Origin of the sequence: Selenomonas sp. WCT3, from assembly GCA_900100835.1 — a bacterium.
GTDB lineage: Bacteria > Bacillota > Negativicutes > Selenomonadales > Selenomonadaceae > Selenomonas_A > Selenomonas_A ruminantium_E.
This window is the reverse complement of record FNCM01000002.1, coordinates 290,800-307,290: the sequence shown is the minus strand read 5'-3', so window position 1 is coordinate 307,290 and position 16,491 is coordinate 290,800. Positions and strand designations below refer to the sequence as shown.

The 16,491-nt window shown below is 51.6% G+C and carries 16 protein-coding genes and 1 tRNA gene; 12 read left to right on the top strand and 5 right to left on the bottom strand.

Annotation, left to right across the window (positions count from 1 at the left end):
• Positions 1-205, top strand: a 205-nt coding sequence (locus tag BLQ36_RS13515; protein ID WP_218970062.1) for a hypothetical protein, incomplete at its 5' end; no start/stop codon positions are given.
• 673 nt (positions 206-878) lie between these two features.
• Here BLQ36_RS13515 and BLQ36_RS03245 read toward each other — a convergent pair.
• Both BLQ36_RS03245 and BLQ36_RS03240 read right to left on the bottom strand, forming a co-directional pair.
• Complete coding sequence (locus tag BLQ36_RS03245) at positions 879-3,065, bottom strand: GGDEF domain-containing protein (RefSeq protein ID WP_074513940.1); 2,187 nt, start codon at positions 3,063-3,065, stop codon at positions 879-881.
• Positions 3,066-3,210: 145 nt separating this feature from the next.
• Entirely contained in the window at positions 3,211-3,954 is a 744-nt protein-coding gene (locus tag BLQ36_RS03240; RefSeq protein ID WP_074513939.1) for an aspartate/glutamate racemase family protein, read from the bottom strand.
• A 116-nt stretch (positions 3,955-4,070) separates the two neighbouring features.
• Between BLQ36_RS03240 and BLQ36_RS03235 the strand changes: the two genes are divergently transcribed.
• Positions 4,071-5,054, top strand: coding sequence for a LysR family transcriptional regulator (locus BLQ36_RS03235; RefSeq protein WP_074513938.1), 984 nt, complete (start codon positions 4,071-4,073; stop codon positions 5,052-5,054).
• A 2-nt stretch (positions 5,055-5,056) separates the two neighbouring features.
• On the opposite strand, the gene BLQ36_RS03230 is transcribed toward BLQ36_RS03235, so the two are convergent.
• Together BLQ36_RS03230 and BLQ36_RS03225 are read right to left on the bottom strand one after the other, a co-directional pair.
• A complete protein-coding gene (locus BLQ36_RS03230; RefSeq protein ID WP_074513937.1) occupies positions 5,057-5,929 on the bottom strand; it encodes a response regulator in 873 nt (290 codons plus the stop codon).
• On the bottom strand, positions 5,910-7,265 hold the full coding sequence (locus BLQ36_RS03225) for a sensor histidine kinase (protein ID WP_074513936.1): 1,356 nt from the start codon (positions 7,263-7,265) through the stop codon (positions 5,910-5,912). The genes BLQ36_RS03230 and BLQ36_RS03225 overlap by 20 nt, the downstream gene beginning before the upstream one ends.
• Before the next feature lie 198 nt (positions 7,266-7,463).
• Between BLQ36_RS03225 and BLQ36_RS03220 the strand changes: the two genes are divergently transcribed.
• From BLQ36_RS03220 to BLQ36_RS03180, 9 genes are all read left to right on the top strand, one after another.
• The gene (locus BLQ36_RS03220) at positions 7,464-8,894 is read left to right on the top strand and encodes a DASS family sodium-coupled anion symporter (protein WP_318260901.1); all 1,431 of its coding nucleotides are present in this window, start codon (positions 7,464-7,466) and stop codon (positions 8,892-8,894) included.
• Between the two features lie 267 nt (positions 8,895-9,161).
• Positions 9,162-10,550 carry an aspartate ammonia-lyase gene (locus BLQ36_RS03215; protein WP_074513935.1) on the top strand — a complete coding sequence of 463 codons (1,389 nt, stop codon included), beginning with the start codon at positions 9,162-9,164 and terminating at the stop codon, positions 10,548-10,550.
• 157 nt (positions 10,551-10,707) lie between these two features.
• A complete protein-coding gene (locus BLQ36_RS03210; protein ID WP_074513934.1) occupies positions 10,708-10,893 on the top strand; it encodes a ferredoxin in 186 nt (61 codons plus the stop codon).
• Positions 10,894-10,994: 101 nt separating this feature from the next.
• On the top strand, positions 10,995-11,558 hold the full coding sequence (gene folE, locus BLQ36_RS03205) for a GTP cyclohydrolase I FolE (RefSeq protein ID WP_074513959.1): 564 nt from the start codon (positions 10,995-10,997) through the stop codon (positions 11,556-11,558).
• On the top strand, positions 11,558-12,403 hold the full coding sequence (gene folP, locus BLQ36_RS03200; RefSeq protein WP_074513933.1) for a dihydropteroate synthase: 846 nt from the start codon (positions 11,558-11,560) through the stop codon (positions 12,401-12,403). Before folE ends, folP begins: the two co-directional genes overlap by 1 nt.
• Positions 12,404-12,415: 12 nt before the next feature.
• Complete coding sequence (gene folB, locus BLQ36_RS03195; protein ID WP_074513932.1) at positions 12,416-12,778, top strand: dihydroneopterin aldolase; 363 nt, start codon at positions 12,416-12,418, stop codon at positions 12,776-12,778.
• The gene (gene folK, locus BLQ36_RS03190) at positions 12,775-13,800 is read left to right on the top strand and encodes a 2-amino-4-hydroxy-6-hydroxymethyldihydropteridine diphosphokinase (RefSeq protein ID WP_074513931.1); all 1,026 of its coding nucleotides are present in this window, start codon (positions 12,775-12,777) and stop codon (positions 13,798-13,800) included. The genes folB and folK overlap by 4 nt, the downstream gene beginning before the upstream one ends.
• Positions 13,784-14,458 (top strand): uracil-DNA glycosylase, encoded by a 675-nt coding sequence (locus tag BLQ36_RS03185; RefSeq protein ID WP_074513930.1) that lies wholly within the window; start codon positions 13,784-13,786, stop codon positions 14,456-14,458. Before folK ends, BLQ36_RS03185 begins: the two co-directional genes overlap by 17 nt.
• A gap of 155 nt (positions 14,459-14,613) precedes the next feature.
• The gene (locus BLQ36_RS03180) at positions 14,614-15,651 is read left to right on the top strand and encodes a LacI family DNA-binding transcriptional regulator (protein ID WP_074513929.1); all 1,038 of its coding nucleotides are present in this window, start codon (positions 14,614-14,616) and stop codon (positions 15,649-15,651) included.
• Positions 15,652-15,671: 20 nt separating this feature from the next.
• Here the strand turns inward: BLQ36_RS03180 and BLQ36_RS03175 are convergent, their stop codons facing one another.
• Positions 15,672-16,034, bottom strand: a complete 363-nt coding sequence (locus tag BLQ36_RS03175; RefSeq protein ID WP_074513928.1) for a PTS glucitol/sorbitol transporter subunit IIA — start codon at positions 16,032-16,034, stop codon at positions 15,672-15,674.
• Between the two features lie 232 nt (positions 16,035-16,266).
• Here BLQ36_RS03175 and BLQ36_RS03170 point away from each other — a divergent pair.
• Positions 16,267-16,342 (top strand) — tRNA-Gln (locus BLQ36_RS03170).
• Positions 16,343-16,491: the final 149 nt, after the last annotated feature.

Genomic DNA, 16,491 nt, shown 5'->3' with positions numbered 1-16,491 from the left:
AACATTGTCTACTGTCATGACAGTAGACAATGTTATTATAAACACAAATATTGCTGGTGGCAAGAAAAAGCTAGAGAATACAGCTCAAATTCCCATTTATCGAGTAGTTCGTAAGGTCGTGTTCGCGGCAAATCGCCGGCGGCGGGGGATACAGTACCAACGCTTCACCGGTGACAACCCGCTACAAGAAATTTTTGCCTTTTAATTAAGAGTTGGAAAACAGTTAAACGCGCTTCGCTTGAACGAAACTGCTTTTCCAACGAGAACGCAGGCAAAAATTTCTTGCTTCACGCGGAACGTCAAGGCTCCGCTTATGGTACTGTATCCCCCGCCGCCTAGGTTAGAGCCGTCACAAAACTGCCTTCCCCTCTGGGGAAGGTGCCCCGTCAGGGGCGGATGAGGTGGCACCTTAAGCTATTATGCTTATCGTAATGCGTATAAAGGAACCTCATCCGAGCGCTTCGCGCCCACCGCTCGGGATGTCCACCGGACATCCCGGGCTTCGTTGCCCCCAAGGGGGAAGGCTTTTGGTTCCAACCTCAGCCGCCACCAGAGGCAGTGCCATAAACGGAGCCTTGATGGTTTCCGTTAAGAACGAAATTTTTATCCTCCCCCCTTCGTCGGAAAAATTCTACCGTTCAAGCGAAGCGCGTTTTGGATTTTTCCGATGCTTCATTGCGGATAAAAATTTTGTTTAGGAAAACATCTTGGCGGAGTGTTGGCACTGTCTCTGGTGGCGGCGAAGCGCTGCTTCGAATCGGAAAGCGCAAAATAGCGAACTGACAAATGGGAATTGTTAAAAGGCCCCCGTTACCTTGTAAAATGGCAACGGGGGCGCTTTGTTTATGAAATCTTTATATTTGCGGTGGCGACCTGATTTACTGCTGGTTTTTGTAGAAGGCCAGTGTCCAGTTGTCGCGGCCGTTTTCTTTGGTTTGGTAGAGTGCCTGGTCGGCATTGTGCAGGAGGTCGGCGTAGGTGGTTCCATGGGCCGGGGATAAGGCAATGCCGATGCTGGCAGACAGGGCGGGCTTGCCCTCTTCGTTTAGTTCGAGGTTGCGGGCCGCCGTGTTGATGCGGGTGGCAATGGCGATGGCCGCTGGCCGCGGAAGGTTTTCGAGAATCAGGATGAATTCATCGCCGCCGAAGCGTCCAATGGCATCGTTGGCCCGGACAATATGCATCAGGCACAGGGCGAAGCGGCGCAGGATGTCGTCGCCTTTTTGGTGGCCCATGGTATCGTTGGCTTCTTTAAAGTGATCCAAATCGATGATGAACAGTGCATGACACCGTTCCGGTGCTGGTGGGGTGGCAAGAATTTCCTGACCGGTTTTTTCGATGGCGGCCTTGTTCAAAAGGCCGGTAAGGGCGTCGGTCTCAGCCAGGGTTTTGTAATTGTCGCGGCTGCGGTTTACCTCAGCCAGTGTGTTGATAGTCGTTTGGAGGGCTTGATTTTTCTCTTCCAACAGTGTCCGTTGATGCTTTAGCTTTCGGCCGTAGTGCCAGAGGAAGGCGCCGCCAGCTAACAGCAGCAGGAATAGTCCGATGGCCAGGCCCGCCTGGATGGGGTAGAAGGCCATCAGATGACTGAGGGAAAGATTTGGTTTGGTGGCCACCGTGTGCTGTTGCATGATGCGGATTCTGTCCTGATGGTCAATCTGAATGATTGCCTTGTTTAGGATGGTCTTGAGAATGCGCGGCTTGCCTTCGGCGATGGCCAGTGCCATGGGCACCTGGACATTTACACCGGGGACAATGGTCAAATCCGGATGAAGGATGAGATTGCGTTCGGTTTCCAGATTGATGTTGTTGACCAAGGCGAAGTCGGCATCGCCACGGGCAACCATATTTAGGCTGTCGTTGGAGGTCTTAGCTGTGGTGTTGATTTCCCAGCCGGGATACTCCTGTTGCAGAAAATAAACCAGGGAGGGCATGGGCTGGGACATGCTGACGCGGAATTTCCCTGTGGTGGTTGGCGATTTGGTTTGAAAAGCGCCAATCAGCGTATAGGGAACGGTAAAGAATGAGTTGGTATAGGTGAAGGGAATTTCGTCCGGCCGATTGGTATAGATATCCATCATAATATCCGCTTCGCCGTTTTCCAGCGCGGCGACTGCTTCGTCGTAGGTCTTGACGTGGAGATAGGAAAAGCGGAGGCCGGAATTGCGGCTGATGAGATTGAGCAAATCCGCGTAGATGCCGGAGGCAATTCCCGTGCTGTCATCCAATTCGATATAGGGGGCACTTCCGCCGAAAATGACGATGCGCAGTGGTTCAGCCGCCTCGATGAAGCGGCTTTCGGCTGGTGTGTAATGGGTCAGCTGATGGTCAATGCGTTGGGTAAGCTGTTTTTTTAGATTTGGCTCAAAGGACGGATTTTCAACCCGCAGGTAGTTCATGGCTGACTCGAATTCCCGCAGGTGGGCCGAGTCTTCCATTCTGCTGGCAACCCGTACGGGAATGCGGGCAAATGCCAGCAGGAACTGTTCACCGGGTTTGTAGTTAGTAGCCGTGTCCACCGCCAAATCGATTTCCTGGTCGACCAGTGCCTGGATAAGCTGGTCCTGCGTATCAAAATAATGCAGGTCAAAGGAAAGTTCGTTGTCGTGTTGGAAGGTCATGAACTGGGCATTGGCATGACGGTTTTTGATTAATCCGACCTTCGCCCCCATTATGGTGCTGAGGTCATGGGCGTTGAAACGCTTGTCTCCGGCGCGGGTATAAAGGCTTTCGATGTCGAAGCCAAAGAATTCCTGGCTGAAGGCGAATTTGCCTGATGGTTTATCCGTGTAAGGATTTTCCACGGAAAGCAGCAGGTCGATGTCGCCGTTGGCTAGGCGCTGCGTGCAGTCGTTAATGGAGACATCTACCAGTTCATAATTCCAGCCGGCATGTTTGGCCAGTTCGTCCAAATAAGAATTATAATAGTTGCGCATATAAATAGAAGACAAGACGCTCTGGTCCGGTTCGATATAGCCAATTCGCAATTTGGGCGCTGTTGCCGTAGCGGTTGTGCTTAATAAAAGGCAGAATAAAAGCAGTATGGAGATGATTCGTTTTATCATGATGCGTTTCCCTTCGAATAAGCGGTTTGCAATAACTGTACCTTTCTATTCGGTATGGAAGCAAAGTTCTCCTTCTTTGGTCAAATGGTCAGAAAAAAACTGGGGATAACTTGCCAGTAATACACAAGTTATCCCCAGTTTTTTGTCAGTATGTGGATATTTCTGTGGATAAAACGTCTTTGCCGGTGGGGAGTTGGCTGATGACTTTGGCGCCAGCCGCGGCGACGGCTTTTTCGGCTAAAATCTGGGTGGCGTCAAGGAAATTTCCCGTGAGATGGTACAGGGAAATGGCCAGTGGCATTTCGGTGCAGCCGAGAATAAAGGCTTCGGCACCGGCAGCAGTCATATCGTCCAGGGCGTTTTGAACCTTGGTGGTATTGTGATGGGGCTTACCCGCTTTGACCCCGGAATAAATCATATCATGAATGGCAGTTTCGCCTTCTTGGTTTGGCTGGAGGATTTTGATTCCCGCGTATTGGAGGGCCCGCTGGTAGATGCCAGAATGACAGGTACCAGCGGAGGCCAGCAGGCCGACTTTTTGTAAGCCCTGCCGCTTACAGAACTCCGCTGTTGTCTCAATCATGCTGATGAAAGGTATTTTGAGATAGGGCATCATGAGCGGCAGGAAGAAGTGGGCGGTATTGCAGCCCATGATGAGAAAGTCAGCGCCTTGGTCCGTGAGCCGCTTTGCGGACTTCAAAAGCTCGGGAACCGGGCTGGGGCCCTGGCCGAGAATCGCCGCCGTGCGGTCGGGGATATTGGTGTTGTTGTCGACGAGAATAGGGATGTGTTCCTGGTCTTCCTGGGCATCCGTGGACAGGATGATTTTCTGCATAAGATCAACGGTGGCCATGGGGCCCATACCGCCAATAATACCGATGGTTTTCATGGGGCTTCCCTCCTTTGCTTCTTGCCTATAGAATAGCATCGGCGTATTATATAAGCAAATACATATAACTTTAACGATTGTATAAAAATAATCTATAAGATATGGAGGGAATATTCATGTTGACTGGCATGGATTACGTTTATGCCGTTTGGCAGGAGCGCAGTTTTTCGGCGGCGGCAAGGCGCTTGTTCGTCTCTCAGCCGGCCTTGTCGGCGGCGGTCAAAAAGGTAGAGCGGGAACTGGGGCTGCCGATTTTTGACCGCCGCCGCAGCCCCTTACAGCTCACCGATGCGGGCAAGGCCTATATCGAGGCGGCGGAACGGATTTATCGGATACAGAATGACCTTACCCGTTACTGTGGTGATTTGGCAGGGCTTCAGAGCGGTTCGTTGAATTTGGGCGGAACCAATTTCTTTGCGTCCTGTTTTTTGCCGCCGATGATTGAGGCCTTCAGTCAAAAATATCCGCAGATACGGCTTTCCGTGACGGAATCGGATTCGGCGGACCTTTATGATAAACTATCGACGGAGGAGCTGGATATTATCGTGGACAGCGGGGTCTACGATGCGTCGCTATACGAGATTATGCCCTTTTATACGGATCACCTGCTGTTGGCCGTGCCGAGTAAGCTTACGGTCAATGAGCGCCACGAAGTGGCGGCGGGGAAAATGCTGCGGGCGGATATTTTGGCGGGGCGTCACTTGTCAGACTCCGTTCCCGTGGTAGCCTTGTCGGAGTTTGCCGGGGAAGATTTCCTGCTGCTGGGCAAGGGGAATGATATGTATCGCCGTGCCAAAGGACTTTTTCAAGCGGCGGGAGTTGTGCCCAAGGTTCGCCTTTATCTCAATCAGCTGATGACGGCTTTCCATATGGCGCGGCAGGGGCTGGGGATTACGATTTTGACCGATACGCTGGTGAGTCTGGCGGCGCCTACGGATGATCTGGTCTATTACCGGCTGGGCGGGGACCTTGCGACCCGGGAAACCTTTTTGGCGGTAAAAAAAAGAGGCTATCGAACCAAGGCGATGGAGGGCTTTATCCATTCGAGTCTGGGACTCTATAAGAAGGATTCCTCCCTTGCCAATCCGTTCGATAGCTGAGTTTATCTTGTCACGGCGTCGTGCAGGGCAAAGATGAATTTTTTCATGTTGATGTGCACTTGGGACAGGCTGGGCTTCTGCTCGTCCTCAATCAGCCGCATGGTGTTGCGGATGTCCGCATAGTCAAAGTAAAGCGGTGCATACTGCTCAAATCGCGGGTCGGTGTAATCCACGGCGCCCAAGGTGGCGATGTGGATGTGTGCCTGGTAAATGGTACGGCGCAAACGCTGTTCCATGGCCTTGGCCTCCCGGGCGGCATCCGTCGTGCCTGGACGCATGCCGGCAACGGAGGTGAAGAGCATTTTGAGGCTCGGGACTTGTCCGCGGTGCTGGTTGAGCCAATCCAGGATGTCCAGCAGATCTTGGGCACCGGGGGCAGTGGCAATGCCGAGCTCCTGCAGGATGGCGGGGCCTTTGGCTGCTGGCTTTGGTGCTGCGCTGGAGGCTGTATTTGCCTGTGGCGTGAGGTTGGCCAGGGAATGCTGGAGATTCTGGGCGAAGGCCTCGAGCCGCAGATGTTCGCTGACGTTTTTGAGGACGCTGACAATTTCATTACGGTTAAGGGGCTTGGTGATATAGTAATCTACGCCTTCCCCATAGGCTTTGCCTACCAGGTCTTTGCTCTCTACCTGTGAGAGCATGATGACCTTGCCGGCGAAGCCATTTTTTATTTTGGTCACGGCTTCAATGCCGTCGATGCCGGGCATCAGCATGTCGATGATGAGGATGTCGATATGGTGGAGGGCCAGCAGGCCGTTGTCGAGGGTGGCAGCCGAGTCGAGGCTTACGGCAACCTCGCCGAGATTGTAGTCTTCGATGATATCCTGAAGCATCATGCGAATCGCTTCGTCATCGTCAATCAGCATTATGTTCATGGTTTGATTTCCTTTCCAACTGTTTTTGTAGTTTAGCACAGGGCAGTTTGATTTCGCAGGTCACCAGGTTTTTGCCATCGGAGTCGATGGCAATGGTGCCGCCTAGCATTTCGGTTTGGTGGCGGACGTAGGTCAGGCCCACACCGCTGGAGGCTTTGCCCGTGCTGTCAAATTTGGTGGTATAGCCTGGGCGGAATACTTTGTCCAGCCGGCGGGGGGGGATAAAGCTGCCGGTATTGCTGATGCGGATATGCAGCAAGCCGTCGCCCTTTTTGCCGCTGATGGCAATGGAGATAAGGCCGGAATACTTGATGGCCTCGACGGCGTTGGCGGCCAGATTGCTGAGTATGGAGAGGAGCATGAAAACGTGGAGGGGGGGCAGGCCCTTTTGCACCTCGGTATGAAACCCGATCTGCTTATCCAAGGAGCGGGCGTATTTGGATTGGGTGTGAACCAAAAGTTTCACAATCTGGTTGGGGGGCAGGTAGTCTTCAACGTGGCGGTTGCTGGTAAGTTCCTGGAGACCGGCATAGATGCGCTGGTGATTTTTTTTGATTTCATGGCACTCCCCGGCGATGCGCAGGACTTCCCGGGCGATTTCCTGTTCTTCCGGGGTTTTGGCCAAGTTCTTTATCTTGTCGTAGACCTTGTAACAGTCGTGGGTGACATCTTCCGCGTTCTTCAAGGAACAGCGCAGTTCGAATGCCTCTTCGTAGAGGTTGGATATGAGCACCGCCAGTCGGTTTTGCTCCTTGATTTTGCGGGCGAGACGGATTTCGGTGTTGTAAAGCTGGAACAGGAAGAAGAAAGACAGGATAAAGAAGCAGCGCAGAATGGCGATGAATAACAGCCGCAACAGCATCTCCAGGGTAAAGCGGTAGCCGTGTTGATAGGCGATGGCATTCATGACCGCCAGCTCGGCAATGCTGGCAAATACTTCGGCGAAGATAGCCCAGAAGGCGATTTCTAAGGCTTGAGCATAGATGGATTTGCGGGTGAGCTGCGGCAGGGCAAAAAATAGTGCATAAGTAAAATAGTAGAAAAAGTTCGGGACGTGAATCAAAAAGGAATGTCCTACAGGTTGTCCGTACAGGGCAATATCGAGACAAGCTCGGAATATCATCACGGCGATACCGGCGGAGATGCCGAGAAAAATCCGTGAAAAAGATTGAAGCCAAAGGAGGAAAAGCAGGAAAACCGGCGAGCCGAAACTCACGCGAAAGTTTTCGAAATCGCCGGTAAAGGGATGGATTTTTGGCTCGCCGGCAATTGGCACGAGAATGAGCATGAAAACGAACAAGAACCAGTCTTGACGCAGTGGCTTTTGATTGAACATGTTAGCATCTCCGTTAAAGAATTTATGGAAAAACATATTTGCCATAAATAAAAGATATAGCAATATATTTATAGTTAATACATAGAATTTTGTAGTTTCTTGTAGTCAGATAGTTATATTAATATCATCAAATAACTCAGTCGTCAATTGAAAACAATAAAATTGACCACTGAAACGGAATTATAGGGAGGAACAATCATGGCAGATTCAAAGGGAAATCAGGGGATGAGCCCGCTGGTTCGTGGCCTCATCTGTGTGGCCATCGGTGCAATTATCTGGTTTATCCCGGCACCAGCCGGGGTGGGCCCACAGGCATGGGGTCTCTTGGCGGTATTTATCGCAACGATTGCAGGTTTCATCCTGCAGCCGATGCCGATCGGTGCAATCGCGATCATCGCTTGCGCGTTGTTGCCGGTCTTGGGCATCATGAAAGCCGGTGAAGCACTGGCAGGTTTTTCCAATACGACGATTTGGCTGATCGTATCGGCATTTATGTTTGCTGAGGGCTTTATCAAAACAGGTTTGGGAAAACGTATTTCGTATATGCTTCTTTCGAAGTTCGGCAGCAGCACGCTGCGCGTCGCTTATGTTATGAGCGCGGCTGACTTCATTATCGCTCCGTTTACGCCGTCCAATACGGCCCGCGGCGGCGGTATCATCTATCCGATTGTCCGCAGTGTCACGGCAGCAGTAGGTGCTGATGCGGAGACGGGCAAAAACAAGAAGACGGGTGCTTTCCTGATGTTCAGTGCCTATGCCGCTGTCATCACGTCGGCTTGCATCTTCCTGACGGGTGCATCGAACAACGTCCTTTGCAACACATTGGCACAGGAGATGTTTGGGACTTCCATCGGTTGGGGTGAGTGGTTTATGGCCTGCATCATTCCGGGCCTTATCCTGACGATTGCTACGCCGTATATTCTGTACAAACTCATCAACCCAGAGATTCAGGATTCTCCGGAGACCATGGCGCTGGCTAAGAAAGAGCTCGGCGAGATGGGCGCTATGAGCATCAAAGAGAAAATCCTCTGCGTGATTTTCATCGCGGCACTCATCATGTGGGCAACGGGTTCGATCCACCATATTGACTCCGCTTTCGTTGCTTTGCTGGGCCTTTCCGCTATGCTGCTGACGAAAATCCTCGATTGGTCGGATATCACGAAACAGCATGGTGCTTGGGATGTTCTCGTATGGATGGGCGTCCTCGTTAATATGGCGGCTTATCTTTCCAAATTCGGCCTGATGAAGTGGTTCGCAGGTGTGATGGCGGCTCAGTTTGCTGGCATGCCTTGGATGACGATGCTGATTATCCTCAGCCTTGTCTATACCTTTGCACATTATGTATTGGCGAGCAACAGTGCACATATCATGGCACTCTTTGCTGCTTTCGCTACGATTCTCGTAGCTGCTGGTGCTCCGGTACTGGGAGTCTTGATCCTGTTGGGCGCGCTCTGCAACAGCGCATCCTTCCTCACGCACTATGGCTGCGGTGTTACGCCGATTTTCTTCGGTGCTAACTTCATGGGACAGGGTCAGTGGTGGAAGATTGGTTTCATCATCACGATTCTTCATATCGTGGTTTGGATGGGCGTCGGCCTGCCGGTCATGAAACTTATCGGTATGCTGTAAGCTAGTACAGACAGGGCTCGCAGGGGCCCTGTCGGCTGCCAGCTAAAACTGTCGGAATTGTACATAAAAAATGTACAATGAATAAGGACAAAAAATGAAAATTGTTCTTGCATGTATTTTGTATACATGATACAATAAACGTAAATCAAGCGATTGTTTAATCGAATGATTAATATCATTTATATCTACTAAAAAACTATGATGTGAGGTTTTTGGTGCTGCCGCGGGGATATTTAGCGACAGGCAAAAGAAAGGAACGTGGAAAAAATGAGAACAGAGCATGATTTCATCGGCGAGCTTCAGGTACCAGACGAGGTTTACTACGGTGTTCAGACGATGCGTGCCATCGATAACTTCAAAATCACGGGTCAGACGATTGATCCGGATTTCGTTCAGGCCTTTGCTAAAGTAAAGAAAGCCGCTGCTATGGCTAACATGGCTACGGGCCGTCTGCCGAAAGAGATTGGCGAGCCGCTCGTACAGGCAGCAGATGAGATTATCGAGGGCAAATGGCTTGACCAGTTCCCGGTTGACCCGATTCAGGGTGGTGCTGGTACTTCGGTCAACATGAATGTCAACGAAGTCCTCTGCAACCGTGCCCTGGAGATTATCGGCAAACCGAAAGGGAGCTACGATATCATTTCCCCGAATAACCATGCGAACATGGCTCAGTCCACGAACGACAGCTTCCCGACCAGCATCAAAGTCTGCCTTTCCCATAAGGCCAAGAAACTGACGGCATCCCTGGATCGTCTGGCAACGGAACTGGAGAAGAAATCCGTTGAGTACAAGGATATCCTCAAGATGGGCCGCACCCATCTGCAGGATGCTGTTCCTATCACGCTGGGCCAGGAGATGGGCTCCTATGCTTCCTCTATCCGTCGTGGTATCGACCGCATCAATCATGCCATCGATGGCATCCATGTCATGAACATGGGCGGTACGGCAGTTGGTACGGGCCTCAACGCTGAGCCGGAGTACATCAAGAAAGTGGCTGAGACTCTCTCCGAGGTTACGGGTGAGAAATACGTCACGGCTGACAACATCATCGATGCAACGAACAACACCGATGGGTTCTCGGACGTATCCAGCGCAATGAAGACGACGGCGCTCGTCCTCATCAAGATGGCTAACGATTTCCGCATGATGGCTTCTGGCCCGCGCTGCGGTTTCAATGAGCTCAAGCTGCCGAAACGCCAGCCGGGTTCTTCCATCATGCCGGGCAAAGTCAATCCGGTTATTGCTGAAGTTCTCGATCAGGCTTGCTATCAGGTTATCGCAAACGATATCGCTGTTTCCCTGGGCGTTGAAAACGGCCAGTTCGAACTCAATGTCATGGAGCCGGTTATCAGCTTCAACATGTTCAACTCCATGAAGTACATGTCCAATGCTGTAGATACTTTTGTTGACAAGCTCCTCATCGATTTGGAGCCGAACAAAGAGCAGTGCCAGGAATGGCTTGACAAGAGCGTTGGCGTTGTCACGGCTATGCTCCCGCATATCGGTTATGAGAATTCCGCTATGATTGCGAAGGAAGCATACAACACGGGCAAACCGGTTCGTCAGGTCATCCTCGAGAAGGGCCTCATCTCCCAGGAGAAGATGGAGAAGATTCTTTCCCCGAAACAGATGACGACTCCGGGTATTGCTGGCTAATCGCTTAACCAAGAAAATTTCTATAGATTCCCACGAAAACACCTCAGGGCCTGCGCCCTGAGGTGTTTTTGTGTTACCATGGTTACAGAAATGAGCAGCTAGGTTTGTTACAATCGATTTGGTTCGTAACACTGTGTATTATATAGGAGGTTTTATTATGAAAGGATATGTCGATAAGGATTTATGTGTTGGTTGTGGAATGTGCACGGGGGCGTGCCCCGAAGGGTTCCGCATGGGTGAGGATGGTCTGGCAGAAGGCTGGCAGGAATTGCCGGAGGGCAGTATCGATGATGCCAGACAGGCGGCGGAAGATTGTCCCGTAGGGGCCATAACCGTAAAGTGACGGTTGCGCTGTATGGGCGTTCTTTCTCTTGCGGTGTAATACGTTCTAGTATATTATATAAGAAGTATTGATTTTTAGAGGGGACGGATACCATGAGCAAGATGAATGAAAAGGCAATCCGGGCGATGCGCGATTTCCTTGATGCTATTGGTGTGGATATCGAAGCACGGGGCATGGAGAAGACGCCGGAGCGCGTAGCTGAGATGTATCAGTTCTTGTTTGATGGTATGGGAAAGGACACGTCGGCGATTTGGGGGGAGACCTTTGATGCCGGCTCGGATGGCATTGTAGCCGTCCGCAATATTCCCTTTTATTCCATGTGTGAACATCATTTGGTGCCCTTCTTCGGTGAGGTTAGCATAGCTTATCTGCCGACGGATGGCCGGGTGGCTGGGTTTTCGAAATTTTCGAAGCTCGTGGAAGTCCTCTCCCATCAGCCGCAACTGCAAGAACGGCTGACGGCTCAGATTGCCGCCGCAGTCCAGCGTGACCTCCAAGCTCGAGGGGTGCTGGTTGTGGTCGAGGCCAAACAGCTCTGCATGACCATGCGTGGCGACCTCGCGCATGGCACGCGGACCGTCACGTCGGAGAAAAACGGGGTGTTTCAAACGGATTCCGCGCTCTATCAGCAGGCATGGATGATTCTAGGAGGAGAAAAATCATAATGACTGCCAATCGCACCTACAATTTCGCCGATGGAAAATCACTGACCCTGGGAGAGCGTACCTTGGTCATGGGCATTCTCAATGTGACGCCGGATTCCTTTTCGGATGGCGGCAAGTGGAATACCCGGGACAAGATGCTCTACCACATGGAGCAGATGGTCAAAGACGGTGCCGATATCATTGATATCGGTGCGGAGTCAAGCCGTCCGGGTTTTACGGTGATGCCGGCGGAAGAAGAGATTGAGCGATTACTGCCGTTTCTGGATGCCCTTATTCCGGAATGTCCCGTGCCCGTATCGGTGGATACTTTTAAAGCGGAGACAGCCCGGGTGGCTGCTGAGCACGGTGTTCACATGCTCAATGATATCTGGGGCATGCAGTATGAAAAAGAGCCCGGAAAGATGGCTGCGGTGGCAGCGGAATGTGGGCTGCCCATTGTGGTCATGCACAATCAGGACACCAAAGAATACGCAGGGGATATCATCGATTCCATGAAGGATTTTTTCCGCCGGTCGATTGCTTTGGCTGACGCTGCCGGTATGAAGCGGGAAAATATCATTCTGGACCCCGGTATTGGCTTTGGCAAGACCCCAGAGGGCAATGTGGAAGTTCTTCGCCGGCAGCAGGAGCTGTTGACCATTGATGGCGAAGAATATCCGCTGCTGTTAGGAACCAGCCGCAAGAGCTTTATTGGGGCGACGCTGGGTTTGCCCGTGGAGGAGCGCATGGAAGCTACTGGAGCTACCTGCGTCATCGGCATTATGAAGGGGGCCGGCATCGTCCGCGTGCACGACGTGTTGCCCATCGCAAGAATGTGCCGTATGACGGATGTTATATTAGACTAAGGTGAAGATACGATGGATAAAATAAAACTTACGGGACTGGACTTTTACGGCTATCATGGCTGTTTGCCGGAGGAACGTAAACAGGGCCAGCATTTCCTGTTGGATATTACGATGTATGCGGATTTGAAGGCAGCGGGCCAAAACGATGATTTAGCGGCTACGATTAATTATGCCGAGGTCTATGAGACGGCAAAGCAGATTGTGGAAGGTGAGCCTTGCCAGCTTATCGAGGCCGTTGGTGAGCGGACGGCAGCAGCAATCCTCAGGGATTACGACAAGGTGCAAAAAGTCCGCGTGACGGTTCATAAGCCCCAGGCACCGATTCCCGGGAAGTTTCAGGATGCGGCCATCAGTATAGTAAGGACGCGGTCATGAAGGCGCAGGCGGCAGCCTATAGGATTTGGCTGAGCCTCGGCGCCAATTTGGGCAGCCGGGGAGAAACAATCCGTGAAGCACTGCGGAAAATTGCCGCTATTCCGGCCACCTGTCTTTGTCAGGTGGCTTCTTTCTATGAGACGGCTCCCTGGGGGAAGCTGGACCAGCCGGGGTTCATCAATACTGCGGCTGTCGTCAGGACGAAAATACCGGTGATAGAGTTTCTTCACGCGACTCAGCGCATTGAGCGGGAGTTGGGCCGTGTCCGCCATGAGCACTGGGGGGCGCGGACGATTGACATTGACTTACTGGCAGCGGAGGGGCAGCAATGGGATACTGAAGAACTGCGGCTGCCACATCCCTATCTGACGGAGCGGGCCTTTGTGCTATATCCCTTGCGGGATATTGCAGGCAGTCTCGTGGTTCAGGGAAAGCCTGTGGCGGCGTGGTGTGAGGAACCTGGGATTAAAGCCCAGGAAATCGCCCTGGCGGCAGAGCTTAACAGCCCCTGGCCCCTGCGGCTGGTTGCGGCAATTGACGAGAACCGGGGGCTTGGCTGCCATGGTCATTTATTGGCACATATTCCTGCCGACATGGCACGGTTCAAGGCCCTGACCACTGGTCAGGTGGTTATCATGGGCCGAAAAACGGCGGAGAGTCTGCCCGGTGGTGCACCGCTTAGGGAGCGCATCAATCTTGTACTGTCACGCAGTCTGTCGGAACTTCCCGGCTTTATCCTTTGTCATGATTTGGCTGATTTATGGCAAAAACTAGGCGAATTGCGGCTGGAATATCCCGCAAAACAGTTTTGGTGCATCGGCGGTGGCGAAGTATATCGTGAGTTGCTGCCTTATGTGCGGGAAGCAGAGATTACCCGTTTGTCAGGGGGTTATGAAGCTGACACCTGGTTGCCGGACCTTTCGGAGTTCCAGCTGACAGGCGAAACAGAGATGGAGCAGGGCAGTTTTCAACGCTGGCTGCGTATTGATAGGGAGAGAGACGACAATGGAAATATTTCATAATGATTGGGCTGAGCTGCTGGCCGACGAGTTGCAGCAGCCGTATTATCGCGAGCTTCGGCAGTTTTTGATACAGGAATACCGTACTCAACGTATTTATCCCGATATGTTTGCCATATTCAATGCCCTTCATTATACGGCCTACCAGGATACGAAAGTGGTGATTTTGGGACAGGACCCCTATCACGGCCCTGGACAGGCCCACGGCCTTTCCTTTTCCGTACTGCCGGGGGTACAGCCGCCGCCGTCGCTGTTAAATATCTTCAAGGAACTCCAGACAGACCTTGGCTGTACTATTCCGAATAACGGTTGCTTGAAGCCATGGGCGGAGCAGGGGGTACTACTGCTTAACACGGTATTGACGGTTCGGGAACATCAGGCCGGTTCGCACCAGCATCGTGGCTGGGAGACATTTACGGATAAAATCATCAGCCTGCTCAATGAGCGTGAGAAACCAATGGCCTTTATCCTTTGGGGCTCACCGGCGCGCCGCAAGAAGGCCATGATTACCAATCCCCAGCACTATATCGTCGAATCCCCCCATCCCAGTCCGCTGTCGGCCCATCGCGGCTTCTTTGGCAGCCGGCCCTTTTCGAAGGTAAATGACTTTTTGCAGGCGACAGGGCAGGAGCCCATCAATTGGCAACTGCCGAATATATAATTCGGTTTGGTCTTGGGACGGAATAACGGCACCTCCTTTTGAGGTGCCGTTATTTTGTGGAATCGGTTCTACTTTTTCTTGCCTTTTAGCGGTAAATGGCCTAAAATAATAGTAGACTACAGCAATAAATGAATCCATGGAGGATCGCAGAGGAAATGGATCAGAAAGTAACGATAAAAGAAGTTGCGGAACTGGCAGGGGTATCGAAAAGTACGGTATCCCGCTATTTGAATCATGGATATATCAGTCTCGAAAAACAGGAACGGGTCCGGGCGGCGATTGAAAAAACCGGTTTTCAGTCGAATTTCTTTGCCAAACGGCTCAAGACCAAAGAAAGCAAATTGATTGGTATTGTCCTGCCGCGTATGGACTCGGTAACGGTGGGTAAGCTGCTGGCAGGCATCAGCCGGGTGTTGGAGCCTGCCGGTTATCAAGGGATTTTGTTGGTCAGCCAGCTTTCGAGCCGGAAGGAGCTGGAAAACATCCGCAACCTGCAGCAGCAGGGGGTAGATGGGATTCTGGTGGATTCCGTCGGCATTACCGAGGAACATGTGAAGCTTTCCCAGGAGGGAACTATTCCCATTCTCTACACGGGTCAGAAAAACGCCAAAGTCCCCTTCGTCAAAATTGATGATGAGGCGGCTGGCCGCATGATGGGAGCCTATTTGCGGCAGATGGGGCACAAGCATGCCGTTTTTGCCGGGGTAACGGAACAGGACACCGCCGTGGGAATTGACCGCAAACGCGGATTCATCGACGCCTTCAAGGCGGGAAGATTTGGAGCAAAGGTTGATTTTATCGAGACGGGCTTTGACTTTTTGTCCGCCTATAACCGGGCTGAAGATGTGCTGCGCTGCAAAGCCAGCGTGGTGGTCGGTGCTACGGATAACATCAGCCTCGGTATTTTGCGTTATATTCACGAACGTGGAATCCGGGTGCCTGAGGAGATTTCCGTGGTGGGCTTTGGCGGTTATGAAGTCGGTGCTGTCGTATATCCGGCACTTACGACGGTGGCTTTTGACTACGAGCTGGTGGGCATGAAGGCCGCTCAGTACATGCTGGATTTGCTTCGCGAAGAACCGGTGCAGGAGAATATGGAAATGCCCCTTTTCTTTGTGGAGCGCGAGAGTGTCCGCAATCTGAAACGCGACTATGAAAAAGAAAAGCCAGGCTCGATGAACGGCCTGGCCTGAATGGGTATTTGATTCGAGGATTATTTCTTGGTGAAGGTGATGTGAGCACCGTTGGAAAGAACCGGAAGGCTGGGGCCTTTCACGATAATCTGTCCCGGCATGGAACCCGTGGAGTTAAATACCAGGGTGCAATGACCTTCTTCGCGGAGGTTGTCATTGGCTGCGTCGCCCACTTTTTCGACCGTGTACTTGACACCGCCCATCAACAGCTTATCGCCCTTCTTGATGTCTTCTTTCAGTTCGCCAGGAGTGTGTTCGATGACCATATCGGACAGATTCGGGCGGATGCCTTCGTCGAGCAGGATAGCACTGTTGTTATCCGAAAGGAAGGTTTTTGCCAAATTGCCGATAGCGGTAATTGATACATCATACTTAATATCCATACGATACATTCCTCCAATAAAATACACATGAATCGTCACTTACAATTTTTAGGTATCCTTTATTATATCATACTTTTCTTAAAGAAAAGGGGACAATTGCCCTTTTCTGGATCGTTTTCAGACTTTTTTTTGAATTTTTGGCGGTTTGTAAAAAAATATAAAAAATGTGTTGACAAGAATGTTATCCTTGAGTATAATACTTTATGTTGATAGCGCAAGACGCTAGTGACACAGGGGTATCGCCAAGTTGGTAAGGCACGGGTCTCTGAATCCCGCATGCGTTGGTTCGAGTCCAGCTACCCCTGCCATATGAAAGCATAGCACCGCGAGAGCGGTGCTTTTTTGTGTATAGATTATAGGTGCACGAAGTTATAGTTTGCAGGTCTCATTCGAAGCAACTCTTCGCCGCCGCTAGGGGCAGTGCCAACACTACGCGGGAGATGTTTTTCTAAACGAA

Coding starts and splice junctions, on each gene's coding strand:
- folP (WP_074513933.1), top strand. CDS start 11,558: ATGACTGCCAATCGCACCTACAATTTCGCCGATGGAAAATCACTGACC.
- BLQ36_RS03220 (WP_318260901.1), top strand. CDS start 7,464: ATGGCAGATTCAAAGGGAAATCAGGGGATGAGCCCGCTGGTTCGTGGC.
- BLQ36_RS03210 (WP_074513934.1), top strand. CDS start 10,708: ATGAAAGGATATGTCGATAAGGATTTATGTGTTGGTTGTGGAATGTGC.
- BLQ36_RS03230 (WP_074513937.1), bottom strand. CDS start 5,929: ATGAACATAATGCTGATTGACGATGACGAAGCGATTCGCATGATGCTT.
- BLQ36_RS03240 (WP_074513939.1), bottom strand. CDS start 3,954: ATGAAAACCATCGGTATTATTGGCGGTATGGGCCCCATGGCCACCGTT.
- folK (WP_074513931.1), top strand. CDS start 12,775: ATGAAGGCGCAGGCGGCAGCCTATAGGATTTGGCTGAGCCTCGGCGCC.
- BLQ36_RS03235 (WP_074513938.1), top strand. CDS start 4,071: ATGTTGACTGGCATGGATTACGTTTATGCCGTTTGGCAGGAGCGCAGT.
- folE (WP_074513959.1), top strand. CDS start 10,995: ATGAATGAAAAGGCAATCCGGGCGATGCGCGATTTCCTTGATGCTATT.
- BLQ36_RS03245 (WP_074513940.1), bottom strand. CDS start 3,065: ATGATAAAACGAATCATCTCCATACTGCTTTTATTCTGCCTTTTATTA.
- BLQ36_RS03215 (WP_074513935.1), top strand. CDS start 9,162: ATGAGAACAGAGCATGATTTCATCGGCGAGCTTCAGGTACCAGACGAG.
- BLQ36_RS03225 (WP_074513936.1), bottom strand. CDS start 7,265: ATGTTCAATCAAAAGCCACTGCGTCAAGACTGGTTCTTGTTCGTTTTC.
- BLQ36_RS03180 (WP_074513929.1), top strand. CDS start 14,614: ATGGATCAGAAAGTAACGATAAAAGAAGTTGCGGAACTGGCAGGGGTA.
- BLQ36_RS03175 (WP_074513928.1), bottom strand. CDS start 16,034: ATGGATATTAAGTATGATGTATCAATTACCGCTATCGGCAATTTGGCA.
- BLQ36_RS03185 (WP_074513930.1), top strand. CDS start 13,784: ATGGAAATATTTCATAATGATTGGGCTGAGCTGCTGGCCGACGAGTTG.
- folB (WP_074513932.1), top strand. CDS start 12,416: ATGGATAAAATAAAACTTACGGGACTGGACTTTTACGGCTATCATGGC.